Source organism: Synechococcus sp. FACHB-909, assembly GCF_014698945.1.
Lineage (GTDB): Bacteria > Cyanobacteriota > Cyanobacteriia > PCC-6307 > Cyanobiaceae > Cyanobium.
This window is the reverse complement of record NZ_JACJTY010000004.1, coordinates 86,521-108,787: the sequence shown is the minus strand read 5'-3', so window position 1 is coordinate 108,787 and position 22,267 is coordinate 86,521. Positions and strand designations below refer to the sequence as shown.

At 72.3% G+C, this 22,267-nt stretch carries 21 protein-coding genes, 3 tRNA genes and 1 other RNA gene; 13 read left to right on the top strand and 12 right to left on the bottom strand.

Features of this window, described 5'->3' with window-relative positions:
* Positions 1-115: 115 nt before the first annotated feature.
* The gene (locus H6G99_RS08255; protein ID WP_190610981.1) at positions 116-1,018 is read left to right on the top strand and encodes a polyphosphate kinase 2 family protein; all 903 of its coding nucleotides are present in this window, start codon (positions 116-118) and stop codon (positions 1,016-1,018) included.
* Between the two features lie 31 nt (positions 1,019-1,049).
* Here H6G99_RS08255 and trpC read toward each other — a convergent pair whose 3' ends face one another.
* The 5 genes from trpC to H6G99_RS08230 form a co-directional block, all read right to left on the bottom strand.
* Entirely contained in the window at positions 1,050-1,934 is an 885-nt protein-coding gene (gene trpC, locus H6G99_RS08250; RefSeq protein WP_190610979.1) for an indole-3-glycerol phosphate synthase TrpC, read from the bottom strand.
* A gap of 1 nt (position 1,935) precedes the next feature.
* The gene (locus tag H6G99_RS08245; RefSeq protein WP_190610977.1) at positions 1,936-3,423 is read right to left on the bottom strand and encodes a dihydrolipoyl dehydrogenase; all 1,488 of its coding nucleotides are present in this window, start codon (positions 3,421-3,423) and stop codon (positions 1,936-1,938) included.
* 21 nt (positions 3,424-3,444) lie between these two features.
* The gene (locus tag H6G99_RS08240) at positions 3,445-4,269 is read right to left on the bottom strand and encodes a TrmH family RNA methyltransferase (protein WP_190611140.1); all 825 of its coding nucleotides are present in this window, start codon (positions 4,267-4,269) and stop codon (positions 3,445-3,447) included.
* A 32-nt stretch (positions 4,270-4,301) separates the two neighbouring features.
* Complete coding sequence (locus tag H6G99_RS08235) at positions 4,302-4,592, bottom strand: DUF8653 family protein (RefSeq protein ID WP_502690426.1); 291 nt, start codon at positions 4,590-4,592, stop codon at positions 4,302-4,304.
* A tRNA-Leu gene (locus H6G99_RS08230) sits at positions 4,561-4,644 on the bottom strand. The genes H6G99_RS08235 and H6G99_RS08230 overlap by 32 nt, the downstream gene beginning before the upstream one ends.
* Positions 4,645-4,822: 178 nt before the next feature.
* On the opposite strand from H6G99_RS08230, the gene murA reads away from it, so the two are divergent.
* The 5 genes from murA (at position 4,823) to H6G99_RS08205 (ending at position 9,301) form a co-directional block, all read left to right on the top strand.
* Entirely contained in the window at positions 4,823-6,130 is a 1,308-nt protein-coding gene (gene murA, locus H6G99_RS08225; RefSeq protein ID WP_190610975.1) for a UDP-N-acetylglucosamine 1-carboxyvinyltransferase, read from the top strand.
* A gap of 12 nt (positions 6,131-6,142) precedes the next feature.
* A tRNA-Leu gene (locus H6G99_RS08220) sits at positions 6,143-6,224 on the top strand.
* Entirely contained in the window at positions 6,200-7,414 is a 1,215-nt protein-coding gene (locus H6G99_RS08215; RefSeq protein WP_502707676.1) for an aspartate aminotransferase family protein, read from the top strand. Before H6G99_RS08220 ends, H6G99_RS08215 begins: the two co-directional genes overlap by 25 nt.
* 13 nt (positions 7,415-7,427) lie before the next feature.
* The gene (locus H6G99_RS08210; protein ID WP_190610974.1) at positions 7,428-8,756 is read left to right on the top strand and encodes a bifunctional folylpolyglutamate synthase/dihydrofolate synthase; all 1,329 of its coding nucleotides are present in this window, start codon (positions 7,428-7,430) and stop codon (positions 8,754-8,756) included.
* Entirely contained in the window at positions 8,753-9,301 is a 549-nt protein-coding gene (locus H6G99_RS08205; protein WP_190610972.1) for a pentapeptide repeat-containing protein, read from the top strand. The genes H6G99_RS08210 and H6G99_RS08205 overlap by 4 nt, the downstream gene beginning before the upstream one ends.
* Positions 9,302-9,320: 19 nt before the next feature.
* On the opposite strand, the gene H6G99_RS08200 is transcribed toward H6G99_RS08205, so the two are convergent.
* From H6G99_RS08200 to H6G99_RS08190, 3 genes are read right to left on the bottom strand one after another with little or no spacing between them, the layout of a single operon-like run.
* Positions 9,321-10,721: an FAD-binding oxidoreductase gene (locus tag H6G99_RS08200; protein WP_190610971.1), complete on the bottom strand. Its 1,401-nt coding sequence runs from the start codon at positions 10,719-10,721 to the stop codon at positions 9,321-9,323.
* Positions 10,714-11,985 (bottom strand): amidohydrolase family protein, encoded by a 1,272-nt coding sequence (locus H6G99_RS08195; RefSeq protein WP_190610969.1) that lies wholly within the window; start codon positions 11,983-11,985, stop codon positions 10,714-10,716. The genes H6G99_RS08200 and H6G99_RS08195 overlap by 8 nt, the downstream gene beginning before the upstream one ends.
* 56 nt (positions 11,986-12,041) lie before the next feature.
* A complete protein-coding gene (locus H6G99_RS08190) occupies positions 12,042-12,536 on the bottom strand; it encodes a DUF4359 domain-containing protein (protein ID WP_286191068.1) in 495 nt (164 codons plus the stop codon).
* Here H6G99_RS08190 and H6G99_RS08185 point away from each other — a divergent pair.
* Positions 12,523-12,595 (top strand) — tRNA-His (locus tag H6G99_RS08185). The genes H6G99_RS08190 and H6G99_RS08185 overlap by 14 nt on opposite strands.
* A 2-nt stretch (positions 12,596-12,597) precedes the next feature.
* On the opposite strand, the gene H6G99_RS08180 is transcribed toward H6G99_RS08185, so the two are convergent.
* Together H6G99_RS08180 and H6G99_RS08175 are read right to left on the bottom strand one after the other, a co-directional pair.
* The gene (locus H6G99_RS08180; RefSeq protein WP_190610968.1) at positions 12,598-13,689 is read right to left on the bottom strand and encodes a DUF1611 domain-containing protein; all 1,092 of its coding nucleotides are present in this window, start codon (positions 13,687-13,689) and stop codon (positions 12,598-12,600) included.
* Positions 13,676-14,755, bottom strand: coding sequence for a dipeptide epimerase (locus tag H6G99_RS08175; protein ID WP_190610966.1), 1,080 nt, complete (start codon positions 14,753-14,755; stop codon positions 13,676-13,678). Before H6G99_RS08175 ends, H6G99_RS08180 begins: the two co-directional genes overlap by 14 nt.
* Positions 14,756-14,834: 79 nt before the next feature.
* On the opposite strand from H6G99_RS08175, the gene miaB reads away from it, so the two are divergent.
* From miaB to ftsZ, 5 genes are all read left to right on the top strand, one after another.
* Positions 14,835-16,244, top strand: coding sequence for a tRNA (N6-isopentenyl adenosine(37)-C2)-methylthiotransferase MiaB (miaB, locus tag H6G99_RS08170; RefSeq protein WP_190610965.1), 1,410 nt, complete (start codon positions 14,835-14,837; stop codon positions 16,242-16,244).
* Between the two features lie 26 nt (positions 16,245-16,270).
* Entirely contained in the window at positions 16,271-17,377 is a 1,107-nt protein-coding gene (locus tag H6G99_RS08165; protein WP_190610963.1) for a D-alanine--D-alanine ligase family protein, read from the top strand.
* Positions 17,374-17,784 carry a hypothetical protein gene (locus H6G99_RS08160; protein ID WP_094587338.1) on the top strand — a complete coding sequence of 137 codons (411 nt, stop codon included), beginning with the start codon at positions 17,374-17,376 and terminating at the stop codon, positions 17,782-17,784. The genes H6G99_RS08165 and H6G99_RS08160 overlap by 4 nt, the downstream gene beginning before the upstream one ends.
* Before the next feature lie 47 nt (positions 17,785-17,831).
* Positions 17,832-18,698, top strand: coding sequence for a cell division protein FtsQ/DivIB (locus H6G99_RS08155; RefSeq protein WP_286191067.1), 867 nt, complete (start codon positions 17,832-17,834; stop codon positions 18,696-18,698).
* A 239-nt stretch (positions 18,699-18,937) separates the two neighbouring features.
* The gene (gene ftsZ, locus H6G99_RS08150) at positions 18,938-20,026 is read left to right on the top strand and encodes a cell division protein FtsZ (protein WP_015108978.1); all 1,089 of its coding nucleotides are present in this window, start codon (positions 18,938-18,940) and stop codon (positions 20,024-20,026) included.
* A 92-nt stretch (positions 20,027-20,118) separates the two neighbouring features.
* Here the strand turns inward: ftsZ and ffs are convergent.
* Positions 20,119-20,215: signal recognition particle sRNA small type (gene ffs / locus H6G99_RS08145), an RNA gene on the bottom strand.
* A gap of 45 nt (positions 20,216-20,260) precedes the next feature.
* Here ffs and panB point away from each other — a divergent pair.
* Entirely contained in the window at positions 20,261-21,103 is an 843-nt protein-coding gene (panB, locus tag H6G99_RS08140; RefSeq protein WP_094587349.1) for a 3-methyl-2-oxobutanoate hydroxymethyltransferase, read from the top strand.
* Here panB and hemW read toward each other — a convergent pair.
* Positions 21,015-22,229: a radical SAM family heme chaperone HemW gene (gene hemW, locus H6G99_RS08135; RefSeq protein ID WP_190610961.1), complete on the bottom strand. Its 1,215-nt coding sequence runs from the start codon at positions 22,227-22,229 to the stop codon at positions 21,015-21,017. The genes panB and hemW overlap by 89 nt on opposite strands.
* Positions 22,230-22,267 lie beyond the last annotated feature (38 nt).

Sequence of the window (22,267 nt, the reverse complement as noted above, 5' to 3'; positions counted from 1 at the left end):
GTCTGTTGGCGGCTGGAATGTGAATGGTCCGCAAATGGTTTACGAATGATGGCGACCGGATCCGGGACCGCATGCAGACGACTTAGCACTGGAAACGAGGCAAGGAGAGAAGGGAATGGAGAAACAGGACTTCCTCGAGCGCGCCAGAACATTCGCCAGGCCCTTCCGGATTGAGGATGGGAAGGATTTCCATCTCAAGAACTTTGATCCCGGCGATACGTTGCACCTGGATCAGGAAGACAAACCGCGCGCCCAGGAGGCACTCTCCATGGGCGTGCAGATGCTGGCACACTTTCAGGATCTTCTCTATGCCCAGGATCGCTACGCCCTGCTGCTGATCTTCCAGGCGATGGATGCGGCGGGCAAGGACGGCACCATCAAGCATGTGATGAGCGGGGTCAATCCCCAGGGATGCCAGGTGACCTCCTTCAAGGCGCCTTCATCGGTGGATCTGGACCATGATTTCCTGTGGCGATCCAACAATGCCCTGCCTGAACGGGGCCGGATCGGCATCTTCAACCGCAGCTATTACGAAGAAACGCTGGTGGTCCGGGTGCATCCGGAGATGCTGGCCCGGCAGACGCTTCCGGCGGAGCGCATCACCAGGAGCATCTGGGACGAGCGTTTTCAGGACATCAGAAACTACGAGACCTACCTGAACAACAATGGCATCATCGTCCGGAAGTTCTTCCTGAACGTCTCCAGGAAGGAGCAGCGCAAGCGCTTCCTCGCGCGCCTCGACCGCCCCGAGAAGAACTGGAAGTTCTCCGCCAACGACATCAAGGAACGGGCCTTCTGGGATGACTACATGGACGCCTACAACGAAACCATCCGGCACACCGCCAGCCGTCACGCCCCCTGGTATGTGGTGCCCGCCGACAACAAGTGGTTCACCCGCATCGCCGTGGCCGCCGCGATCATCGAAACCCTCGATTCCCTGCACCTGCGTTATCCCGAGGTGAGCCCGGAAGCCCGCGCCCAGCTGGATGCGGCCCGGGCCATCCTGGAGAAGGAGTGAGCGCCCCCCGTCACCCGCGGCCCCGGGGACCTCAGCCCCCGATCAGGGTCTCCAGGGCTGCCGTCACGTCGTCCTGGCGCATCAGCGCTTCCCCCACCAGCACCGCATCGGCGCCGGCGCCGACGGCCCGATCCAGGTCCTCCCGGTTGAACAGGCCCGATTCACTCACCAGCAGGGCACCGCGGGCACGCACCTGCTCGCCGAAGCGTTCCATCAGTTGTTCGGTGGTGGCCAGATCCACGGTGAAGCTGGCCAGATCGCGGTTGTTGATGCCGATCAGGTTCACACCCTCCAGCTGCAGCACCCGCTCCATCTCGGCCGCGTCGTGCACCTCCACCAGCACCGCCAGCCCCAGGCCCCGGGCCACCTTGAGCAGGTAGGCCACATCCTGGTCGGTGAGGATCGCCGCGATCAGCAGGGCCGCATCGGCCCCGGCGGCCCTGGCCTGGAACAGCTGGTAGGGCGTGAGGATGAAGTCCTTGCAGAGCAGGGGAAGCTCCACCGCCTCCCGCACCGCCACCAGCACCTCGAAGCCCCCCTGGAAGAAGCGCTTGTCGGTGAGCACTGAGAGGCAGCTGGCCCCGCCGTCCCGGTAGCCCCGGGCGATGGCGACGGGGTCGAAGTCCTCCCGGATCACCCCCTTGCTGGGGCTGGCCTTCTTGATCTCGGCAATCACCGCCGGTTTGCGGCAGCTGGCCCGCAGGGCCGCCAGAAAATCCCTGGTGGGGGGCAGGTCGGCCACCTGCTGCTTGAGGGACTCCAGGCTCACCCGGTCCCGGGCGGCCGTCACTTCCCTGTCCTTTTCCCAGACGATCTCCTCGAGGATGTGGCGGGGGCTCTCCTCGGGATGGGGGGTGCCGAATTCCAGGTGGGCCACCCGCACCGAGGGGTTGGGGGGCCGGCGACGGATCTCCATCTCAGGCACCCACCGCCGTGGCCAGGCTGGCGGCGGCCTGCTTGTAGGCCACTTCCACCACCTCGCTCAGCGTGGGGTGGGTGTGTACCTCGCTGGCCAGCTGCCGCACCCCCTGGCGCCGGGCCACCGCGTTGGCGATCTCCTGGATCAGGTCGGCGGCATGGAGGCCGTAGATGTGGGCGCCCAGCACCTCGCCTGTGTCCTTGCGGAACAGCAGCTTGAGCAGGCCGTCGCTCTCCAGTTCGGCCAGGGCCTTGGAGTTGGCCTTGAAATAGCTGCGCACAGCTCCCAGCTCAAAGCCCTCGGCGGCGGCCAGCTCCTTGGCGTCGGCTTCCGAGAGCCCCACCGAGCTGATCTCCGGGTGGGTGAAGGTGGCGGCGGGGATCGACCGGTAATCGATGCGGCGGGCGTGGCCGAGGATGTTCTCGATCGCCACCGTGCCCTGGGCGGCGGCGGTGTGGGCCAGCATCATTTTTCCGGTCACATCACCGACGGCCCACAGGTGGGGCACCGGCGCGCCATTCGCGAGCACCCGCAGGCCATCGTCGACGGGGATGAAGCCCCGGTTGGTCTCTACCCCCATGCTGGCCAGGTTGAGGTCCTTGCTCACCGGCACCCGGCCGGTGGCCACCAGCACCGCATCCACCTCCAGGGTCTCCACCGGTTCGCGGGTGGCCATGTCCACCAGTTCGATCTTCACGGGGCAGCCGGGGGTGATCTTGCTGGCCAGCACGCCGGAGCGGGCGTCGATGTCGCGGCCGTCGATCAGATGGCGGGCGGCGATCTTGGCGATGTCCGGATCAAAGGTGGGCATCACCCGGTCGAGGGCCTCGATCATCGTGACCTCACAGCCCAGGGCGGTGTAGACGTCGGCGAACTCCAGGCCGATGTAGCCGCTGCCGATGATCGTGATCCAGCGGGGCAGCCACTCCAGGTTGATGGCCTCATCGCTGGTGAACACGGTGCGGCCGTCGGTCTCGATGCCGGGCGGCACGAAGGGATCGGAGCCGGTGGCGATGATCACCTCCCGGGCCGCATACACCCGCTCCACGCCGCTGGCCTCGCGCACCGCCACCCGCTGGGGCCCGTCGAGGCGTCCCTTGCCCCGCAGGATCGTGGCGCCGGCCCGCTCCAGGGTCTTGGTGAGGTTGGTGCGGATCGTGGCCACCAGCTGGGCGGCATGGTCGGCGATCTTCTGGCGCTCGAAGCGCACCGGCGCCGCATGGATGCCGAACCCCTTGAGGTGCTCGGCGTCGCCGAGCTCCCGCACCCGGCCGCTGGCCGCCAGCAGGGCCTTGGAGGGAACGCAGCCCCGGTTGACGCAGGTGCCGCCCATGTCACGGGATTCCACGATCGCCACCTTCAGGCCGTGGTCGGCGCCGTGCTTAGCCGCATCGAAACCGCCATAACCGGCACCGATCACGATCACGTCGAAATCGAACCCGGAGGGAGGGGAGGCGGGTGCTGCGATCACCGGACGGGGCTGCATGGGTAGCGGCATTCTCCCCTGTCAGGCCCCGGGCCGGCCGTGGGCCTGGCGGGGGCGCTCCAGCAGCAGCAAAGCGGCCGCGGCCGCCACATTCAGCGACTCCACCGCCGGGCTGTGGGGGATCGTCACCCGCCGGTCGGCCAGCTCGGCCAGCTCCGGGGCCAGCCCCGCCCCCTCGTTGCCCAGCAGCAGGGCCGTGGGGCGGCACCAGTCCAGCTCCCAGTAGGGCTGGGCGGCATCGGCCGCCTCGGGCACCACCGCCGCCACCAGCTGCATGCCCCGCTCCCGGGCCGCGGCCAGGCGGCCGGGCAGGTCGCTGGCCGCCATCCGCTCGATCGGCAGGGCCAGGGCCGCGCCGCTGGAGGCGCGCAGCACCTTGGGCTGCAGCGGGTCGGCCCCCTCCGCCAGCCACACCTGCTCCACCCCCGCCGCCAGCGCCGTGCGCAGCAGGGTGCCCAGGTTGCCCGGATCCTGGAGCCGGTCGAGGACCAGGAGGAAATCGGGCGGCGTTGCCGCCGGGGCGGGCAGGTCGTCGGCCTCCAGAGTCAGCAGCACCCCGTCGGGGTGGCCGGTGGTGGCGGCGGCGGCCAGAACCTCGGGGCTGGCGATCCGCAGCCGGCCCGGATCCGGCAACCGCTCCAGCAGCGAGTCATGGCGCTCCAGCCAGTCGACGGTGGCCAGCAGCTGCCGAGGCCGCAGACCCAGCCCCAGGGCCTCCTGCAGCAGGTGGGTCCCCTCCAGCAGGATCAGCCCCTGCTCCTTGCGGCCGCTGGGCCGGTGCAGGCGCCGCAGGGCCTGGACGAGGGGATTGCGGACGCTGCGGATCGGCTCGCTGCCCGGCGGCAGCCCGCGCTGATCAGGGGAGGAACCCGGGGATGTCAGATCGTCTTGCGGCGCCGGAGCTTGAGGTGATCGTGGATGACCAGGTCGTCGTCGCTGAGATCGAGCCCCTTGAAGGCCGCCACCTCACCACGGATGCCCTCCGCCTTGAGGTTCGCCACGAGGCGATCGATCACGATGTCCTCCACCTTGTTCTGGTCGTACTCGTCCGGAGTCAGACGCTCCAGAAACCGGCCGATGTTCGCGGCGACGACGTCGGAGGCGTTGGTGATCTTGAGGACAATCATAAAATAATGATGCGGATGGGGAGACTTGAACTCCCACGACATTGCTGCCACTAGTACCTGAAACTAGCGCGTCTACCAATTCCGCCACATCCGCGGGCGTTTAGCCGCCACGGAAGCCGCGGCGCTGAACGGAGCATAAATCATCACCGGCGACCCACCCCTCCGGACCCTGGCGGCAAGCGGGTGGCAAGACAGTTTGAGCGGCGACCCCCTAGACGACGGGATCATTCGTTGTCAAGATGCCCCCGAAATTGATACCAGGACTCCTGTCCATGACCGTATCCCCCATGCCTGTCAAGGCCATCGCCGGCACCAGGCTGGAGATCAGTGGTGGACGGCGTCTGGAAGGGGAAATCAGGGTCAGCGGCGCCAAGAATTCAGCCCTGGTGCTGATGGCCGCCTGCCTGCTCACCGAGGACGCGCTGCGGCTCAGCAACGTGCCTCCCCTGACCGACATCACGGCCATGGGGGAGATCCTCTCCGCACTCGGGGTGCGGGTGCAGCGCGGTGGCGACGCGATCGTCCTCCACGGCGACCACATCACCACCGCCGCCCCGCCCTATGAGCTGGTCAACAGCCTGCGGGCCAGCTTCTTCTGCATCGGCCCCCTCCTGGCCCGCATGGGGATGGCCCAGGTGCCCCTGCCCGGCGGCTGCCAGATCGGCACCCGGCCCGTGGTGGAGCACGTCAAGGGGCTCAAGGCCCTCGGCGCCCAGGTCACCATCGAGCACGGTGTGGTCACCGCCGTGGTGCCGGGCCGCCAGCGCCGCCTCACCGGCGGCCATATCCACCTCGACTGCCCCAGCGTCGGCGCCACCGAGACCCTGATGATGGCGGCCGCCCTCGCCGACGGCGAAACGGTCATCGACAACGCCGCCCAGGAGCCGGAGGTGATCGACCTGGCCCGGCTGCTGCTGGCCATGGGGGCCAAGGTGCGCGGCGCCGGCACCCCCACCATCACCATCGTCGGGGTGGACCGTCTGCACGGCGCCGACTACGCCGTCATCCCCGACCGCATCGAGGCGGGCACCTTCCTGCTGGCGGGCGCCATCACCCGCTCCCGGCTGCGGGTGTTCCCCGCCCTGCCTGAGCACCTCGGTGCCGTGATCACCAAGCTCGAGGAGGCTGGCTGCCGCATCGAGGCCGACGGCCAGGGCCTGATCCTCACGGCCAGCAAGGTGCGGGCCGTGGATCTGCGCACCCAGCCCTTCCCCGGCTTCCCCACCGACCTGCAGGCCCCGTTCATGGCCCTGCTGGCTACCGCCGAAGGCACCAGCATGGTGGTCGAGAACATCTTCGAGAACCGTCTCCAGCACGTGGCCGAGCTGCAGCGCATGGGCGCCTCGATCCGCATGCAGGGCAACACCGCCTGCGTCGAAGGGGTGGCCCGGCTCAGCGGCGCCCCGGTCCACGGCACCGACCTGCGCGCCTCCGCCGCCATGGTGCTCGCCGGCCTCGCCGCCGATGGCATCACCACCGTGCGGGGCCTGGAGTACCTCGACCGGGGCTACGCCGATCTGGAGGGCAAGCTCAACGCCGCCGGCGCCTCGATCCGCAGGCTGCCCACCACCGCCGCCTAGAGTCCTCCCCTCGGGAGCGTGCCGGAATTGGTAGACGGACTCGACTCAAAATCGAGCGCCTTCGGGCATGTGGGTTCGAGTCCCACCGCTCCCATCCAGCCGGTGATGGACACCTACGGGCGCTATCCCCTGTCTCTGACGCGGGGCCGTGGCGTCTGGCTCTGGGATGACCAGGGACGGCGCTATCTCGACATGGTGGCCGGCATCGCCGTCTGCACCCTGGGCCACAGCGATCCGGTGCTGCAGCGGCGGCTCTGCCGGCAGCTGGGCCGTCTCCAGCACGTCTCCAACCTCTACCGGATTCCGGAGCAGGAGGCCCTGGCCGCGGCCATCACCGCCCGCAGCTGCGCCGACCGGGTCTTCTTCTGCAATTCCGGCGCCGAGGCCAACGAGGCCGCCATCAAGCTGGCCCGCAAGCACGGCCACCAGGTGCGCGGCATCGCCGATCCGCTGATCCTTACCGCCGAGGCCAGCTTCCACGGCCGCACCCTGGCGGCGGTGACCGCCACGGGCCAGCCCAAGTACCACCAGGGCTTCGAGCCCATGGTGTCGGGCTTCCGCTACTTCCCTTACAACGACACGGCCGCCTTCGAAGCGCTGCTCGCCTCCTGTGAAGCCGAGGGGCCCCGGGTGGCGGCCGTGCTGCTCGAACCGATCCAGGGCGAGGGCGGCGTCAACCCCGGCGATCCGGCCTTCTTCCGGCGGGTGCGGGAGCTCTGCGATGCCCACCGCATCCTGCTCATCTTCGACGAGGTGCAGATCGGTGTCGGCCGCAGCGGCCGCTGGTGGGGCTACGAACAGCTCGGGGTCGAGCCCGATGCCCTGACCATGGCCAAGGGCCTCGGTGGCGGCATCCCCATCGGCGCCCTGGCGGTGAAGGCCGCGGCCGACCACTTCCGCCCCGGCGACCACGCCAGCACCTTCGGTGGCAACCCCTTCGCCTGCCGCGCCGGCCTCACGGTGATCGAGGAGATCGAACGCCGGGGCCTGCTGGAGAAGGTGAGCGCCAACGGAACCCTGCTCCAGTCCCTGCTCCAGGAGCTGGTGGCCCGCCACCCCGAGCGGCTGGCCGGCGAGCGCGGCTGGGGTCTGCTGCGGGGCCTGGTGCTGCGCGAGGGCGGGCCCACGGCTGCGGAGATCGTCAAGGCGGCCATGGCGGAGGGTCTGCTGCTGGTGCCGGCCGGGCCCGGGGTGGTCCGGTTCGTGCCGCCGCTGGTGGTCAAGCCCCGCCAGCTGCGCAAGGCGGTGAAGCGCCTGGAGAAGGCTCTCCACAGCCTGGCCTGATCCGTTCCTGTCCGTGCCGTCCCCGCTGCCCCCCCCGGTCGACCTGGGCGACCTGCTTGAACCCTTTGTCCGCCGGGGCGTCGACCTGGGCCTGGAGCGACTGGCCGGCGCCCTGGCCGGCGGGGGCCACCCGGAGCGGCGCTTCGCCGCCGCCCAGGTGGCCGGCACCAACGGCAAGGGCTCGATCTGCACCTTCCTGCACGCGATCCTGCGGGCCGCCGGCGTGCACGTCGGCACCTACCGCTCCCCCCACCTGGTGAGCTGGTGCGAGCGCATCCAGGTGGATGACGCCTGGATCACGCCCACCACCCTGCGGGACGACCTGGCCCGCTGGCAGCCCCTGGCCCGCCAGCACCGACTCACCCCCTTCGAGCTGATCACGGCCGCGGCCTTCGAGCACTTCGCCCGCGAGCGGGTGGATCTGGCGGTGCTGGAGGTGGGCCTGGGGGGACGGCTGGATGCCACCACCGTCCACCCCCACCGGCCGGTGATCGGCTTCGGGGCCATCGGCCTCGACCACCGCGAGCACCTGGGCGACACCCTGGCCGCCATCGCCGCCGAGAAGGCCGCCGTGATGGGCGCGGGCTGCCGGGCCTTCAGCTGCGCCCAGGAGCCCGAGGCCCGCCGGGTACTGGAGGCTGAAGCGCTGCGTTGCGGCGCCAGCCTGCAGTGGCTCGACCCCCTGCCGGCCGTGGCCGACGGCGGGCCCCGCCTGGGCCTGGCGGGGGACCTGCAGCGCCACAACGGCGCCGTGGCGGTGGCCATGGCCCGGGCCCTGACCGCCCCTGGCGGTCCCCTGGCCAGGACGCCCCTGGACATGGCGACGATCCGCGCCGGCCTGGAAGCGGCCCGCTGGCCCGGGCGGCTGGAGCGGCACCGCTGGCGGGGCCGCGAGCTGCTGATCGACGGGGCCCACAATCCCCCGGCGGCGGCGACCCTGCGCCGCGAGCTCGACCGGCTCGACGGGGGCGAAAACGGAGATGTCGAGGGGCGCCGGCCACGCCGCTGGCTGCTGGGCATCCAGCGCCACAAGGAGGGGGCGGTGATGCTGGAGCAGCTGCTGCGGCCCGGCGATCGGGCGGCGGTGGTGGCGGTGCCGGAGCACGCCAGCTGGACCCTGGAGGAGCTGGCCGCCGCCTGTCCGGGGAAGGCCGATCAGCTCGAGCCGGCCGGCAGCCTGGCCGCCGGACTGGACAGCCTGCTGCCAGGCGGGCCGCTGCCGGTGGTGGCCGGTTCCCTGTTCCTGCTGGGGGCCGTGCTGCCCCTGTTCGATGCCCCCGAGGCTGACGAAGTCCCCGGGGCGGGCCAGCCTGGAGGGGTCCCCGGCAGCCACGGTCCATGACGACGGCCATCGGATCCGATGCCCCCCGGCCCGCGGGCAGCCCCCGTCGGCGGCGCCTGCGGCTGGCCGGCCCGCTGCTGGTCCTGCTGCTGGGTCTGCTGCTGCTGGCCCCCTCCGGCGCCCTGGCCGACTTCCAGGACCGGGTCGACTACACCCTCACCAACCAGAGCGGCAAGGACTTCAGCGGCCAGCAGCTGGCCGGCAGCTCCTTCGCCGGGGCCACGGCCCGCCAGGCCCGCTTCAGGGACGCGGATCTGCATGGGGCGATCCTCACCCAGGCCGCCTTTCCTGAGGCCGATTTCCACGGCGCCGACCTCAGCGACGCCCTGATGGACAAGGTGGACATGAGCGGCACCGACCTCACCGGCGCGGTGCTGCGCGGAGCCATCGCCTCCGGCAGCAACTTCACCGGCGCCACGGTCACCGATGCGGACTTCACCGATGCCCTGCTCGATCGGGTGGACCAGCGCAACCTCTGCCGGGAGGCCCGGGGCACCAACCCGGTGACCGGCGCCGACACCCGCCTGAGCCTGGACTGCACCTGAGGCCGCCGCCGGGGCGCCCCTAGACCGTCCAGCCGCGCAGCTTGCCGGGGTTCATCAGTCCGGCGGGGTCGTGGGCGGCCTTGGCCGCCACCTGATCGGCATCCACCACCCCCAGCCCGCCATCCTCGACGGTGATCACGTGGGGATCGAAGGGCACGGCCCCCAGCGCGCGGCACTGGGCGACGAGCTCGGCCAGGGCCTCGGGCCCCTGCCAGCGCACCAGGGGCAGGGCCGTCAGCCGGGGCGCCCCCATGTGGCGCACGCCCTCCAGGTGCCAGAGCACGTCGGTGCCCCAGCGCTCGCGCACGGCCTCCAGCAGGGGCGCCTCCGGCCGGGGCAGCAGCAGCTGCAGGTAGGTCCAGCCCGGCGCCTGGGCCCGCCAGTGCAGGGTGGTGTGGTTCCAGGTGAGTTCCCCCAGGGGCAGGCCCCGCCCCCGCCCCGGCTCGGGCCGGCGGCCCTGCCAGAGGATCCGGCCACCCCGGGCCGCCAGCCAGCCGGGCAGGGGCTCCAGGCTGTCGGGGGCGGCGTGCAGCAGCAGCCGGTGCTCGCCGGAACCGGCGGCGGGGCAGCCGGCGGGCCAGGGCATGGCCGCCGCCACCGGGGCCTCCAGCAGGCAGAGGGCGTTGAGCAGCAGGGCGGTGGTGGGTAGAAGCCGCGAAGCCTCCAGGGCCTCCTCCCAGCGGTCGAACCCCACCACCACCTGCTCCCAGGCCACCGCTTCGGTGGTGGCCATCCGCAGGGCGGTGATGATCCCGTTGGTGCCGTAGGCGTGGTTGAGGGGGCCACTGGCGGCGGCGTCGAGCCGCAGCAGCCGCGGCTCGGCCTCCAGCGTCACCACCTCCAACCCCAGCAGGTGGCCCGGATCGCGCAGGAAGCCCCAGCGCAGGGACCCCAGGCCGCCAGATCCCCCGGCGATGAAGCCCCCGAGGGTGGCGCTGCGGTAGGTGCTGGGCGCCATCCGCAGGGCCCGGCCGTGGGCCATCAGCTGGCCATCCAGATGGGCGAGGGTGCAGCCGGACTCCGCCTCGATCACGCCGCTGTCCGGGTCCACCGATCGCAGCCGGTTGAGGCCCCCCATGTCGAGCACCAGGCCCCCGGCCAGGGGCACGCACTGGCCGTAGTTGCCGGTGCCGGCGCCCCGCACGGTCAGCGGCACCCGGTGGCGGGCACAGGCTCCGGCCACCGCCATCACCTGCTCCACGCGCTCCACCTTCACCGCCAGCTGGGCACGGAGGCCCTTCAGCAGCGGCTCCAGCACGGGGGAATAGTCGTGGAAGTCGGCCGAGAGCCGCCCCAGCTCCGCAGGGGTGAGGATCGGCGTCAGGCCCAGCGGGCTGGCAGCCAGCTCGGCCGCCAGCGCCCCGATCCGTTCCGGATCGGCCAGGGCGGGGAGCGGTCCCGGGAAAGGGGCGTCAGGCATGACAGGCGGCCAGGAGAGGGGACGGTTCCTCGCAGGGGGGCGGGTCCAACCAGCGGCCGGCCCGCAGCACCCGCCGCCGGGGGGGGCGGGCCAGCAGCTCGGTCCAGGAGGTGGCCCCCAGCACGACGAGATCGGCCGGGGCGCCCTGCCGCAGAACCCCGTCCCACTCCAGGCCCAGCAGGTGGGCCGCAGCGGTGCTGAAGGGGCTGAGCCCGAGGCGGCGCCAGGGCATCAGGTGGCTGGAGGCCAGGCTGAAACGCAGCAGGGCAATGGGATCGAAATCCCCCCCCGGGAACCAGGGATCCTGGACATTGTCGGCCCCCACGGCCACGGTCACCCCGGCCTCCTGCAGCTGGCGGATCGGGGCCTGGGGCCGCAGGGACGGGGTGCGGCGGTGGTGCTTGCCCAGCAGCCAGAGATTGGTGGTGGGCAGGGCCACCACCCCCACCGCCGCGTCCGCCATCGCCTCCGCCAGGCGGCGGCAGGGGCGGTCGGCCAGCAGGCCCATGCTGCTGGCGTGGCTGCAGGTGAGGGGCACGTTGATGCGGTGCCGCAGCAGCAGCTCGCTCACCAGGGCCACGCCGCGGCCATGCTCCTCAGCGCTCTCGTCGACGTGCAGATCCACCCCGCAGCCGAGGCGCTCCGCCAGCCGCAGCAGGGCCAGCAGGCCGGCGCGGTCGGCCGGGGTGGAGCGGAAGGGGGCGCCGAGCACCCCCCCCAGCAGGCCGCCGCGGGCGGCGACCCAGGCGGCGAACGCCTCCCCTTCGGCCGTGCGCCAGTGGCCCACCGGCACCAGGGCCACCAGTTGCAGCTCCACCCGGCCGCGCCAGTGGTCGCGCAGTTCCAGCAGCACCTCCCAGCTGGGGGTGGCCCAGGGGCCGAGGCTGTCGATGTGGCTGCGGATCGCCCGCAGGCCGTAGCGCCAGGCACGCTCCAGGGCCCGCTCCCCCCGCCGGCGCACCGCCTCCGCCTGGCGGTCGGCCGCCTCCCGGCCGTTCGCCGCCATGGCGCCCGCCATGGTGCCCTCGGGATTGGGGAACGCCTCGCCGCTGAAAGCCTTGTCGAGGTGCGCGTGGGGCTCCACCAACGGCGTGAGCGCCAGGGGCGCCGGCGCGCCGCCCTCCCCATCGCCGCCGCAGCCAGGCAGCCCGTGGATGGCCCGGATCCGTCCGTCGCCATGCTCCAGCCGCACCGTCACCAGCCCCTGGTCATCCGCGGCCGGCAGGGGGGCAAAGGGGTCGAGCAGGAGCCTGGGGATCCGCATCGGTGGCAAGTGGCCGGGCGGAAGGGGCCGATGGCCGGGCGGAGGGGCCGCCCCGCTCACGGCATCGGGCTCCCCGGTGCGCTCTCGCCGGCGCTGAGCAGCACGAAATGGCCGGCCACCCCCAGGGTGACGGCGTCGTAACGGGGAATGCTCCAGTTGGGCAGGACCTTCTCGCCGCCCAGGCGGGTGCCGTAGATGCTCAGCAGGCCGAAGTTGTAGCGGCGTGAGTTCTCCCGGGCCAGCCGACCCAGCACCTTGCGCTGGGATCGCACCAGCTCCGGACAGTTCTGGATCAGCAACCGGGCCAGCAGCGGCAGCCCATCGTTGCGGCACAGCTCCTCGCTGGCCAGTTCGGTGAGCTTCTCGGCGGCGAATTCCTCGAAGGCCGCCGGGCCGGGATTGGTGACGGCAAGGCCGATCAGCCCCCCCGCGGCGGCGGTGAGGCCCAGGAGGCCGGAGACGGTGCGGGTGGCGGTGGTCGGCGGTGGCAAGAGGTGGGGGCCGGCAGGCTCGCTTGATACATTGGCAAAGACCGCGGCGGGCGTCGCCAAGTGGTTAAGGCAGTGGCTTGTGGCGCCACCATTCGGGGGTTCGAGTCCCCTCGCTCGCCCTTCAGGCCCGGCGCTTCGGCGTCGGGCTTCTTTCTTGGCTGAGCAGCAGCTCCAGCAGGGCCTCGCCGCCCTGCCGCACCGGATCGAGACAGGGCAGCCCCGTCTCGCTGGCCGTGGCCGCCAGCGCCGCCGCCGCCGAAGCCGCGTCGAGGTGGGCGGTGTTCAGGGCGATGGCCGCCACCTTGGGGGGCGGAGCGGATCCCGCCGGCCGGCCCAGGGCCGCCAGCGCCTCGACGGCGGCGATCACCTGGGGCAGGGGGGGGAGGGGGCAGTCCGCCAGCCGCTGGATCGTGCGCTGACCAGCGCGGTGCACCAGCAGCAGATCGGTGGGCTGGCTGCCGCGGATCAGGGGCAGGGTGGCGCTCGAGCCCGGGTGGCAGAGGGAGCCCTGCCCCTCGACCAGCACCAGGGTGTCCGGGCCGGCGTCCGCGGCGGCGGCCAGCAGCGCGGCCTCCACGGCGCCGGCCGCGTAATCGATGCGCACGGCATCAAGGGGCACCCCCCCGCCGCTGATCAGGATGCCGGCCTGGCCGGTGCCGACGAAGCGGGCATCGCGGCCGCGGCGCCGGGCGGCGGCCAGCAGCTCCAGGCAGGCGCTCATCTTGCCCACCGACATGTCCGTGCCCACCGCCAGCAGCCGGCGGCCCGGCAGCGCCGCGGCACGGCCGCAGCCGACGCTCAGGCCGGGGGGCTCCCGGCGCAGATCCCAGATCCAGCGCCCCGGCCGCACCAGGGCCGCCAGCGACGGATCGTCGGCCAGGCGGCTGTGCAGACCGCTGGCCAGCGACAAGCCCGCCTCCAGGGCGGCCGCCACGTCGGGGCCCATGGCCGGCGGCAGCCGGCCGCCGGAGGGGGCCAGGCCCACCACCGCCACCTCCGGAGCGAAGGGAAGGGCCTCCGCCAGGGACCCCACCACCGGCACGGCCCGGCCGATGCCGGTGACCGCCCGCAGGTCGGCCCCGGGGTGGTCCGGATCCACCACCGCCACGATCGGGCCCTGGCGGTAGCGCAGCATCGCCAGGCCCGTCTTGCCGCTGAGGTTGTCCAGGCCCCCGTGCTGCAGCAGCACGATCGGGACGTCAGAGCCGAGCATGGAGCACCCCCAGGCCGGGGGCCGTGCCCGGCCGCAGCCGGTCCCCCTCCAGGGCGGGGCCGCTGAAGGGGTCGTCCACCAGGTTCAGGTGGCTGTCGAGGTCCGGCCAGCGCACCAGGGGCAGCAGCTGGGCGGCGGCCCCGTTGAGCAGGGCGCTGTCGGAGTAGCAGCCGAGCATCACCCCGAGGCCCAGGCGCCCCGCGGCCCTGGCCATCAGCAGGGCCTCCGCCAGCCCGCCGCTCTTGAGCAGCTTGATGTTCACCCCATCGACGTAGGGGGCGAGCCGCACCAGGTCGGCCAGGTTCCAGCAGCTCTCGTCGGCCACCAGGGCGATGGGGCAGTCGAGCTCCAGGGCGGCAAAGGCAGCGCAATCGGCCTCCGGATCCTCGAGGGGGGCCAGGGGCTGTTCCACCAGCACCACCCCCTGGGCATCGAGCCAGCCCAGCATCGGCCGGGCCTGCTCCAGGCTCCAGCCGCCGTTGGCATCCACCTGCAGCTCGCAGGCCACCCCATGGCTCTGCTGGCGCCGCTCCAGCGCCTGGGCCACCGCCTGCACCAGGGCCCGGTCGTGGTCGAGGCCCTCCGGACTGCCGAGCTTGAGCTTGATGCGGCTGGCGGGCAGCTGCTGCCACCAGCGCTCCAGCCGCTCCAGCACCGCCGCCTCGCTGCCCAGCCCCAGGGTCACGCTGGTGGGGACGATGGCGCCGTCATCGAGGCCCCAGAGCCGCCACAGGGGCTGGCCCAGCCGCTGCCCCCACCAGTCGTGCAGGGCCAGATCGACGGCGCAGCGGGCCGGGGGCGACAGCGTCTCCAGCAGCGGGTCGAGGGCCTGGAACGGCTCCGGGTCGACGCTCTCGAGGGCCGGCAGGACGGCCTCCAGCTCGGCGGCCAGGTCGTCGGTGCGGTAAGCCCTGTGGCCGGTGTCGAAGCCGCCGGTCTCGCCGCGGCCGGTGATGCCGTCGTGCTCGAGTTCCAGCAGCAGGTGCTCGACGGCGGCGGTGGTGCCGCGGCTGATGGCCAGGGGCACCGCCTTGGTGAGGGGAAAGCGGCTCAGGCGGCAGCGCATGCCAGAAAGGGGCCGGGGTGTTCACGCTGCCACAGCCGCCGCGCTGACGCCGGCAGGGCGATAGCGGAAACTGGATCCCATGACAGCCACCGTTTCCGGCCCGCAGGCCGAGCAGGCGCCGTCGGCACGGCGCGGCAGCTACTGGATCACCACCTTCGGCTGCCAGATGAACAAGGCGGATTCCGAGCGCATGGCCGGCATCCTCGAAGCCATGGGCTACAGCCCCGGCAGCGACGAACACAGCGCCGATCTGGTGCTCTACAACACCTGCACGATCCGGGACAACGCCGAGCAGAAGGTCTACAGCTACCTGGGGCGGCAGGCCCAGCGCAAACGGGCCAACCCCGCCCTCACCCTGGTGGTGGCCGGCTGCGTGGCCCAGCAGGAGGGGGAGTCCCTGCTGCGGCGGGTGCCGGAGCTGGACCTGGTGATGGGTCCCCAGCACGCCAACCGGCTCGAGGCCCTGCTCACCCGGGTGGAGAGCGGCCAGCAGGTGGTGGCCACCGACGAGCACCATATCCTCGAGGACATCACCACCGCGCGGCGGGACAGCGCCGTCTGCGCCTGGGTGAACGTCATCTACGGCTGCAACGAGCACTGCACCTACTGCGTGGTGCCCTCCGTGCGCGGCCGGGAGCAGTCACGCCTGCCCGAGGCGATCCGCCTGGAGATGGAGGGACTGGCGGCCCAGGGCTACCGGGAGGTCACCCTGCTGGGCCAGAACATCGACGCCTACGGCCGCGACCTGCCCGGCATCACCGCCGAAGGCCGGCGGGCCCACACCCTCACCGACCTGCTGCGGGCGGTGCACGACGTGCGGGGCCTCGAGCGCATCCGCTTCGCCACCAGCCACCCCCGCTACTTCACCGACCGGCTGATCGACGCCTGCGCCGACCTGCCCAAGGTGTGCGAGCACTTCCACATCCCCTTCCAGAGCGGTGACGACGACGTGCTGCGGGCCATGGCCCGGGGCTACACCGTGGAGCGCTACCGGCGGATCATCGAGCGCATCCGCCAGCGCCTCCCCGACGCGGCCATCAGCGCCGACGTGATCGTGGCCTTCCCCGGCGAAACCGACGCCCAGTTCCGCCGCACCCTGGCGCTGATCGAATCGATCGGCTTCGACCAGGTCAACACCGCCGCCTACTCGCCGCGGCCCGGCACCCCCGCGGCCGACTGGCCCGACCAGCTGCCGGAGGCGGTGAAGGTGGAACGGCTCCAGGAGCTCAACGCCCTGGTGGAGAGGGTGGCCGCGGAGCGCAGCGCCCGCTACCTGGGGCGGCGGGAACAGGTGCTGGCCGAGGGGGTCAACCCCCGCGATCCGGTTCAGCTGATGGGCCGCACCCGCACCAACCGCCTGACCTTCTTCGCCGCCGACCCCGGCGATGGCCGCCCCTTCGCCCCCGGGGACCTGGTCGACGTGGAGATCGAGACGGTGCGGCCGTTCAGCCTCAGCGGCCGGCCCCTGGGCCGGAGCGGCATTCGCTGATACGTTTGGCCCTCTTTCCTGCGCCGATGGCCCCCACCCCCACCCGCGTCGGCCTGGTGTTCGGGGGAGCCTCCGGCGAACACGCCGTCTCGATCCGCTCGGCCCAGACCGTGCTGCGGGGACTGCGCAGCGGGGCCAATGCCGAGCGCTACCGGGTCAGCAGCTTCTACATCGATCGCGGCGGCCGCTGGTGGCCCGACGCCATGGCCACGGCGGTGCTCGAGCGGGGCGTGCCGGCCGAACCCGGCGATCTGCCCGGACCGGCGGAGCCGGAGGGCTTCCGGGGCTTTCCCGACGGCGCCCTGGAGATGGAGGTGTGGTTCCCGGTGCTCCATGGCCCCAACGGTGAGGACGGCACGATCCAGGGACTGTTCACCCTGATGGGGGTGCCCTATGTGGGCTCCGGGGTGCTGGGATCGGCGCTGGGCATGGACAAGCAGGCCATGAAGGCCGCCTTCGCCGCCGCCGGCCTGCCCCAGGTGCCCTACGCCTGCGTCGCCGCCCACGAGCTGGCCGGCGCGCAGGAGGCCCTGCTGGAGCGGCTGGAGAGCCAGCTCGGGTATCCCTGCTTCGTCAAGCCGGCCAACATGGGCTCCTCGGTGGGCATCAGCAAGGCCAGCGACAGGGCCGGCCTGCTCCAGGGCCTGGAGCTGGCGGCGGGCCTGGACCGACGCCTGGTGGTGGAGCAGGGCGTCAAGGCCCGGGAGCTCGAGTGCGCCGTGCTGCGGCGCCACGGGGGCCCGGGCGACGGCCTCAGCGCCTCGGTGCTGGGGGAGATCCGCTTCGACGCCGACTGGTACGACTACGAGACCAAGTACAGCGAAGGCCACAGCCACACCGTCATCCCCGCGCCTGTGAGCGAGGCCGTGAGCGAGCAGGCCCGGGCGATGGCGCTGGCCGCCTGCCGGGCGGTGGACGCCGGGGGGCTGGCCCGGGTCGACTTCTTCTACGACGAGGCCACCGGCAACCTCTGGCTGAACGAGATCAACACCCTGCCGGGCTTCACCAGCCAGAGCATGTACCCCATGCTCTGGGAGGCCAGTGGATGTCCGCTCCCCGACCTGGTGCACCAATTGGTGCTGGGCGCGGGAGGATCGGTGCTCCCGATGAACATGGAAGGAACGGCGCCGTGATCCATGGCCTGCTGTGGCTGCCCCTGCTGGCGGCCTTCGTGCTCCTGGTGGCCCTCGGCTGGGTCGAGCGGCGGCGCCAGCAGCAGTTCCGCGACTGGGCGACCGGCGCCGAACTGGCCAAGCTGGACGGCTGCGGGGCCGCCCGGCTCGTCAATGGGGAACTGACCTGGAGCAAGTTCGTGGCCGGCAGCTTCCAGCCGGTGGGAGGCTTCACCATCAAGCAGCTGGAAATGGTCGAGCTGCTCTCCCTCAGCTCCGGGGAGGCCCCCCTGACCGAGGAGAGCGAGGGGGCCTGCCGTCTGCGGCTGGTGGGAGGCGGCCAGCAGGCGGAGCTGCCCTTCGCCGATGCCCGCCGGGCCCGCACCTGGATGGATGAACTCATGGCCCGCTCCCGCTGCGAGCTGTGAAGCGGGTCCCCTCGTCGCAGGGAGCGCCGCCGTCGCCGGGAGCGCCGTTGCCGCCAGGTGTCCTGCGCCGCAAGGAACTGCGCCGTCAACGCCGCAGCGAGCGGCTGCGCCAGCTGTGGCGGATCCTGGTCTTCAGCGGCATGTCCGTCGGCCTGGGCTACCTGCTGCTGCGGCAGGGCTGGACCCTGCGGGAACCGAACCAGGTGGAGGTGCTCGGCAGCGCCGTGGTGAGTCGCGACCAGGTGATCGCGGCGGCGGGTCTGCGCTTCCCCCAGCCCCTGATGGCCCTGCAGCCCAGACTGGTGGCCAGCGACCTGATGGGGGCCCTGCCGGTGGAGCAGGTGAAGGTGAGCCGGCTGATGCTGCCGCCGCGGCTGCGGGTGGAGCTGAAGGACCGGGAGGCGGTGGCCCGGGCGGAGCGGCGCACCGACCGCGGCCCGGAGATGGGCTTCGTCGACGGCCTCGGCAACTGGATCAGCATCCGCCAGCACATGGGCATCCGCAGCCAGGGGGACCTGTCCCTGCTGGTCGTCGGCTGGAACGGCCGCCACCGCACGGCCCTGGCCCAGGTGCTGAAGGAGCGGGACGCGCTGGGCCCCGGCCTGCGGGAGATCCGCTTCGAGCCGGACGGCAGCCTCTGGCTCAGCACCACCCAGCTCGGCCGGGTGCGCCTCGGCCCCCCGGACGCCCGGCTGCCCCGGCGGCTGGAGGTGGTCGCCCACCTCAGCCGCACCCTGCCGGCCACGATGAAGGGGGCCCCGCCCCAGCTGATCGATCTGACCGATCCGGAGCAGCCGGAGCTGAGCGTGGGCACCAGGGGGGGCAGCGGTCCCCCGGCCAGCCCCTCGCCGCCGCCTCGCCCCGGGCCCGCCGCCGCGGCTCCCGGTCCCGCCGCTCCCGCCGGCACCCAGTGAGGCCTGCGCTGAGCCCTGCTGTGTGCGCTGGGGGGGCCCGGCGACCAGCCAGACAATCCTCACAGGCCGTTGCGCCCTGCTGAGATTCGGTCCAATGTGATCTATCGGCAACTTCAGCTGAGCTGGCCACCGACATAATGCAGCCGCAGATCAACGGCCACACTCCCCCTCCCGCGATGTCGCGCGATCAGGACCGCCCATACCACGTCGATCTTTCGTCCCCGCAGGAGCCCCACGCGATGAGCCAGATCTCGCCCAGCAGCAACGGGATCGTCCCGAGCCAGTCGGCCCGGATCGAGGTCATCGGCGTGGGGGGAGGCGGCAGCAACGCGGTCAACCGGATGATCGCCACCGACCTCAACGGGGTGGGCTACCGGGTGCTCAATACCGACGCCCAGGCCCTGCTGCAGTCGGCCGCGGGCCAGCGCATCCAGCTGGGCCAGAAGCTCACCCGGGGCCTGGGGGCCGGCGGCAACCCGGTGATCGGCCAGAAGGCGGCAGAGGAATCCCGGGCCGACCTGCAGCAGTCCCTGGAAGGCGCCGACCTCGTCTTCATCGCCGCCGGCATGGGCGGCGGCACCGGCACCGGCGCGGCGCCGATCGTGGCCGAGGTGGCCAAGGAGTGCGGCGCCCTCACCGTGGGCATCGTCACCAAGCCCTTCGGCTTCGAGGGCCGCAAGCGGCTGCGCCAGGCGGAGGAGGGCATTGCCCGCCTGGCCGAGCATGTCGACACCCTGATCATCATTCCCAACGACCGCCTGCGGGACGCCATCGCCGGCGCGCCGCTCCAGGAGGCCTTCCGCGCCGCCGACGATGTGTTGCGCATGGGCGTCAAGGGCATCACCGACATCATCACCAGGCCGGGCCTGGTCAACGTCGACTTCGCCGACATCCGCTCGGTGATGGCCGACGCCGGCACCGCCCTGCTGGGCATCGGCGTGGGCTCCGGCCGCTCACGGGCCATTGAGGCGGCCCAGGCCGCCATGAGCAGCCCGCTGCTGGAGTCGGCCCGCATCGACGGAGCCAACGGCTGCGTCATCAACATCAGCGGCGGCAAGGACATGACCCTGGAGGACATGACCACCGCCTCGGAAGTGATCTACGACGTGGTCGATCCCGACGCCAACATCATCGTGGGCGCGGTGGTGGACGAATCCCTGGAGGGGGAGATCCACGTCACGGTGATCGCCACTGGCTTCCAGAGCGGCGGCCACTACCGGCCGGAGCGCCCCGCCGCCAGCTTCGCCGACACCCTCACCCACACGCCCGAGGAGCGGGGGGCCATGATCCCGCCCTTCCTGATCAACCGCCAGAACCGGGTCGACTGAGCCCGGGCCTCATCGGCAGGTTGATCCGTGGGCTGTCGCTACGGGCCGTGATCTGGGCCCGTAGCGACAGCCCTTCACGGCAATTGGAAGAGGGTGACCCGGAGTCCACGCCTGCCCTGAGCATCCCGTGTGGCTGCTCCCTTCCGGTCCTGACCAGATTTGGGCGTCAGAGCCGCGTGGGTCCGAGTCGGGTCGATGCTAGCAATGCCCCCTGCGACCCCCCGTACCGTGCCCCTGCGACCCGCTGATCTGACACGGCGCAAGCAGGCGGGCCTGCCGATCACCGTGCTCACCGCCTGGGACGCCCTCTCCGCCGCCGTGGTGGCCGGCGCCGGGGTGGACGCGGTGCTGGTGGGCGACTCCCTGGCGATGGTGGTGCTCGGCCACGCCACCACCCTGCCGGTGACCCTCGAGGAGATGCTCCACCACTGCCGCGCCGCCGGCCGGGGCCTGGCGGCGGCGGCCCCGCAGGATCCACCGCTGCTGATCTGCGACCTGCCCTTCCTCAGCTACCAGTGCGGCGCCGATGCGGCCGTGGCGGCGGCGGGCCGGGTGCTGAAGGAGACCCCCGCCGTGGCGGTCAAGCTGGAGGGCGCCGAACCCGAGACCCTGGCCGTGATCGACCGGATGGTGCGCAGCGGGATTCCGGTGATGGGCCACCTGGGGCTGACTCCCCAGTCGGTGCATCAGCTGGGCTACCGCCGCCAGGCCGGCGATCCGATCAGCCAGGAGCGGCTGCGGCGGCGGGCCGGGGCCCTGCAGGAGGCCGGCTGCTTCGCCCTGGTGCTCGAGCATGTGCCGGCGGAGCTGGCCGAGGAGCTGAGCGCCGCCCTGGCGATTCCGGTGATCGGCATCGGCGCCGGTGACGGCTGCGACGGCCAGGTGCGGGTGACGGCCGACCTGCTGGGGCTCACGACCCGCCAGCCCCCCTTCAGCCCGCCCCTGATGCAGGGCCGGGCGCTGGCGGTGGAGGTCCTGGGCCGCTGGGTCAGGGAGCAGGGGCCGGGTGCGCCTGGGGCGCGGGCCGTTCCAGCTCCTGCCACCAGGCCAGCATCTCCCGCAGCACCCCATTGCTGAGGGCCAGCCCCTCCGGGTCCGCCAGGCGCCAGCGGGGCCCCTCGACGCGCAGCAGGCCGCGCAGCTCGTAGTCCCCGAGCCGCCGCCGCAGCCCGTCAAGGAGCGCGGGGGCCAGGCGCTCCTGGCGGGCGAGGCGCTCCAGATTCACCCCCTCCCGGCAGCGCAGGCCCACCATCAGGCGCTCGTCGAAGGGCATGCCCTCCCCGTCCTCAGCCGGCGCCTCCACCCGGGCCGCCAGCATCTCCGCGTAGCCGGCACGGGTGCGGGGGTGGGCCCGCCGGCGGCCGCGGGGGGCGCCGGTGGCGCCCATGCCGAACCCCCACCAGCCGGCACCGCTCCAGTAGACGCGGTTGTGGCGCGACGCGTGGCCGGGCAGGGCGTAGTTGGACACCTCGTAGTGGCCGTAGCCGGCGGCGGTGAGCCGGCCCCAGGTCAGGTCCATCAGGTCGGCGGCCAGATCCTCCGGCGGCAGGGCGAGCTCCCCGAGGGCCAGGCGACGCTCGAAGACGGTGCCGGGCTCGATGCTGAGGTCGTACACCGACAGATGGGGGGGCTCCTGGGCGATGGCCTCGGCCAGCTGGCCGTTCCAGTGGGCCAGGCCCTGGCGGGGCAGCCCCTGGATCAGATCCAGGCTCCAGCTGGCCAGCTCCCCCCGGCGCCGGGCCCGGCGCAGCCAGGCGGCCGCCTGCCGCAGGTCCTCCCCCCGGTGGCGCCGGCCCAGCTCCGCCAGCACCCGATCGTCGAAGCTCTGGCCCCCCAGGCTGACCCGGTTGATGCCCGCGGCCAGGTAGTCCGCCAGGCGGGCCTCATCGAAGCTGGCCGGATCCAGCTCCAGGCTCAGCTCCGCCCCCGGGGCCAGTCCGTAGCGACGCTCGAGGGCCTCCAGGATGCCGGCCACCTGGGCGCCGGTGAGCATCGAGGGGGTGCCGCCGCCGAGGTAGACGGTCGCCAGCGGCGGGCCGGCCGGGGAGCTGGCGATCTCCCGGTGCAGCAGGGGGAGGTAGGCGGCGATGGAGCCGGAGGAGGCCCCATCGGCCCGGTCCCCCAGGGGCACCACCGGGAAATCGCAGTAGAAACAGCGCCGGTGGCAGAAGGGAATGTGGACGTAGGCGGATCGGGGATCCATCACGGGCGGTAATCCCTGGGACCCAAACGGCGGAAGAT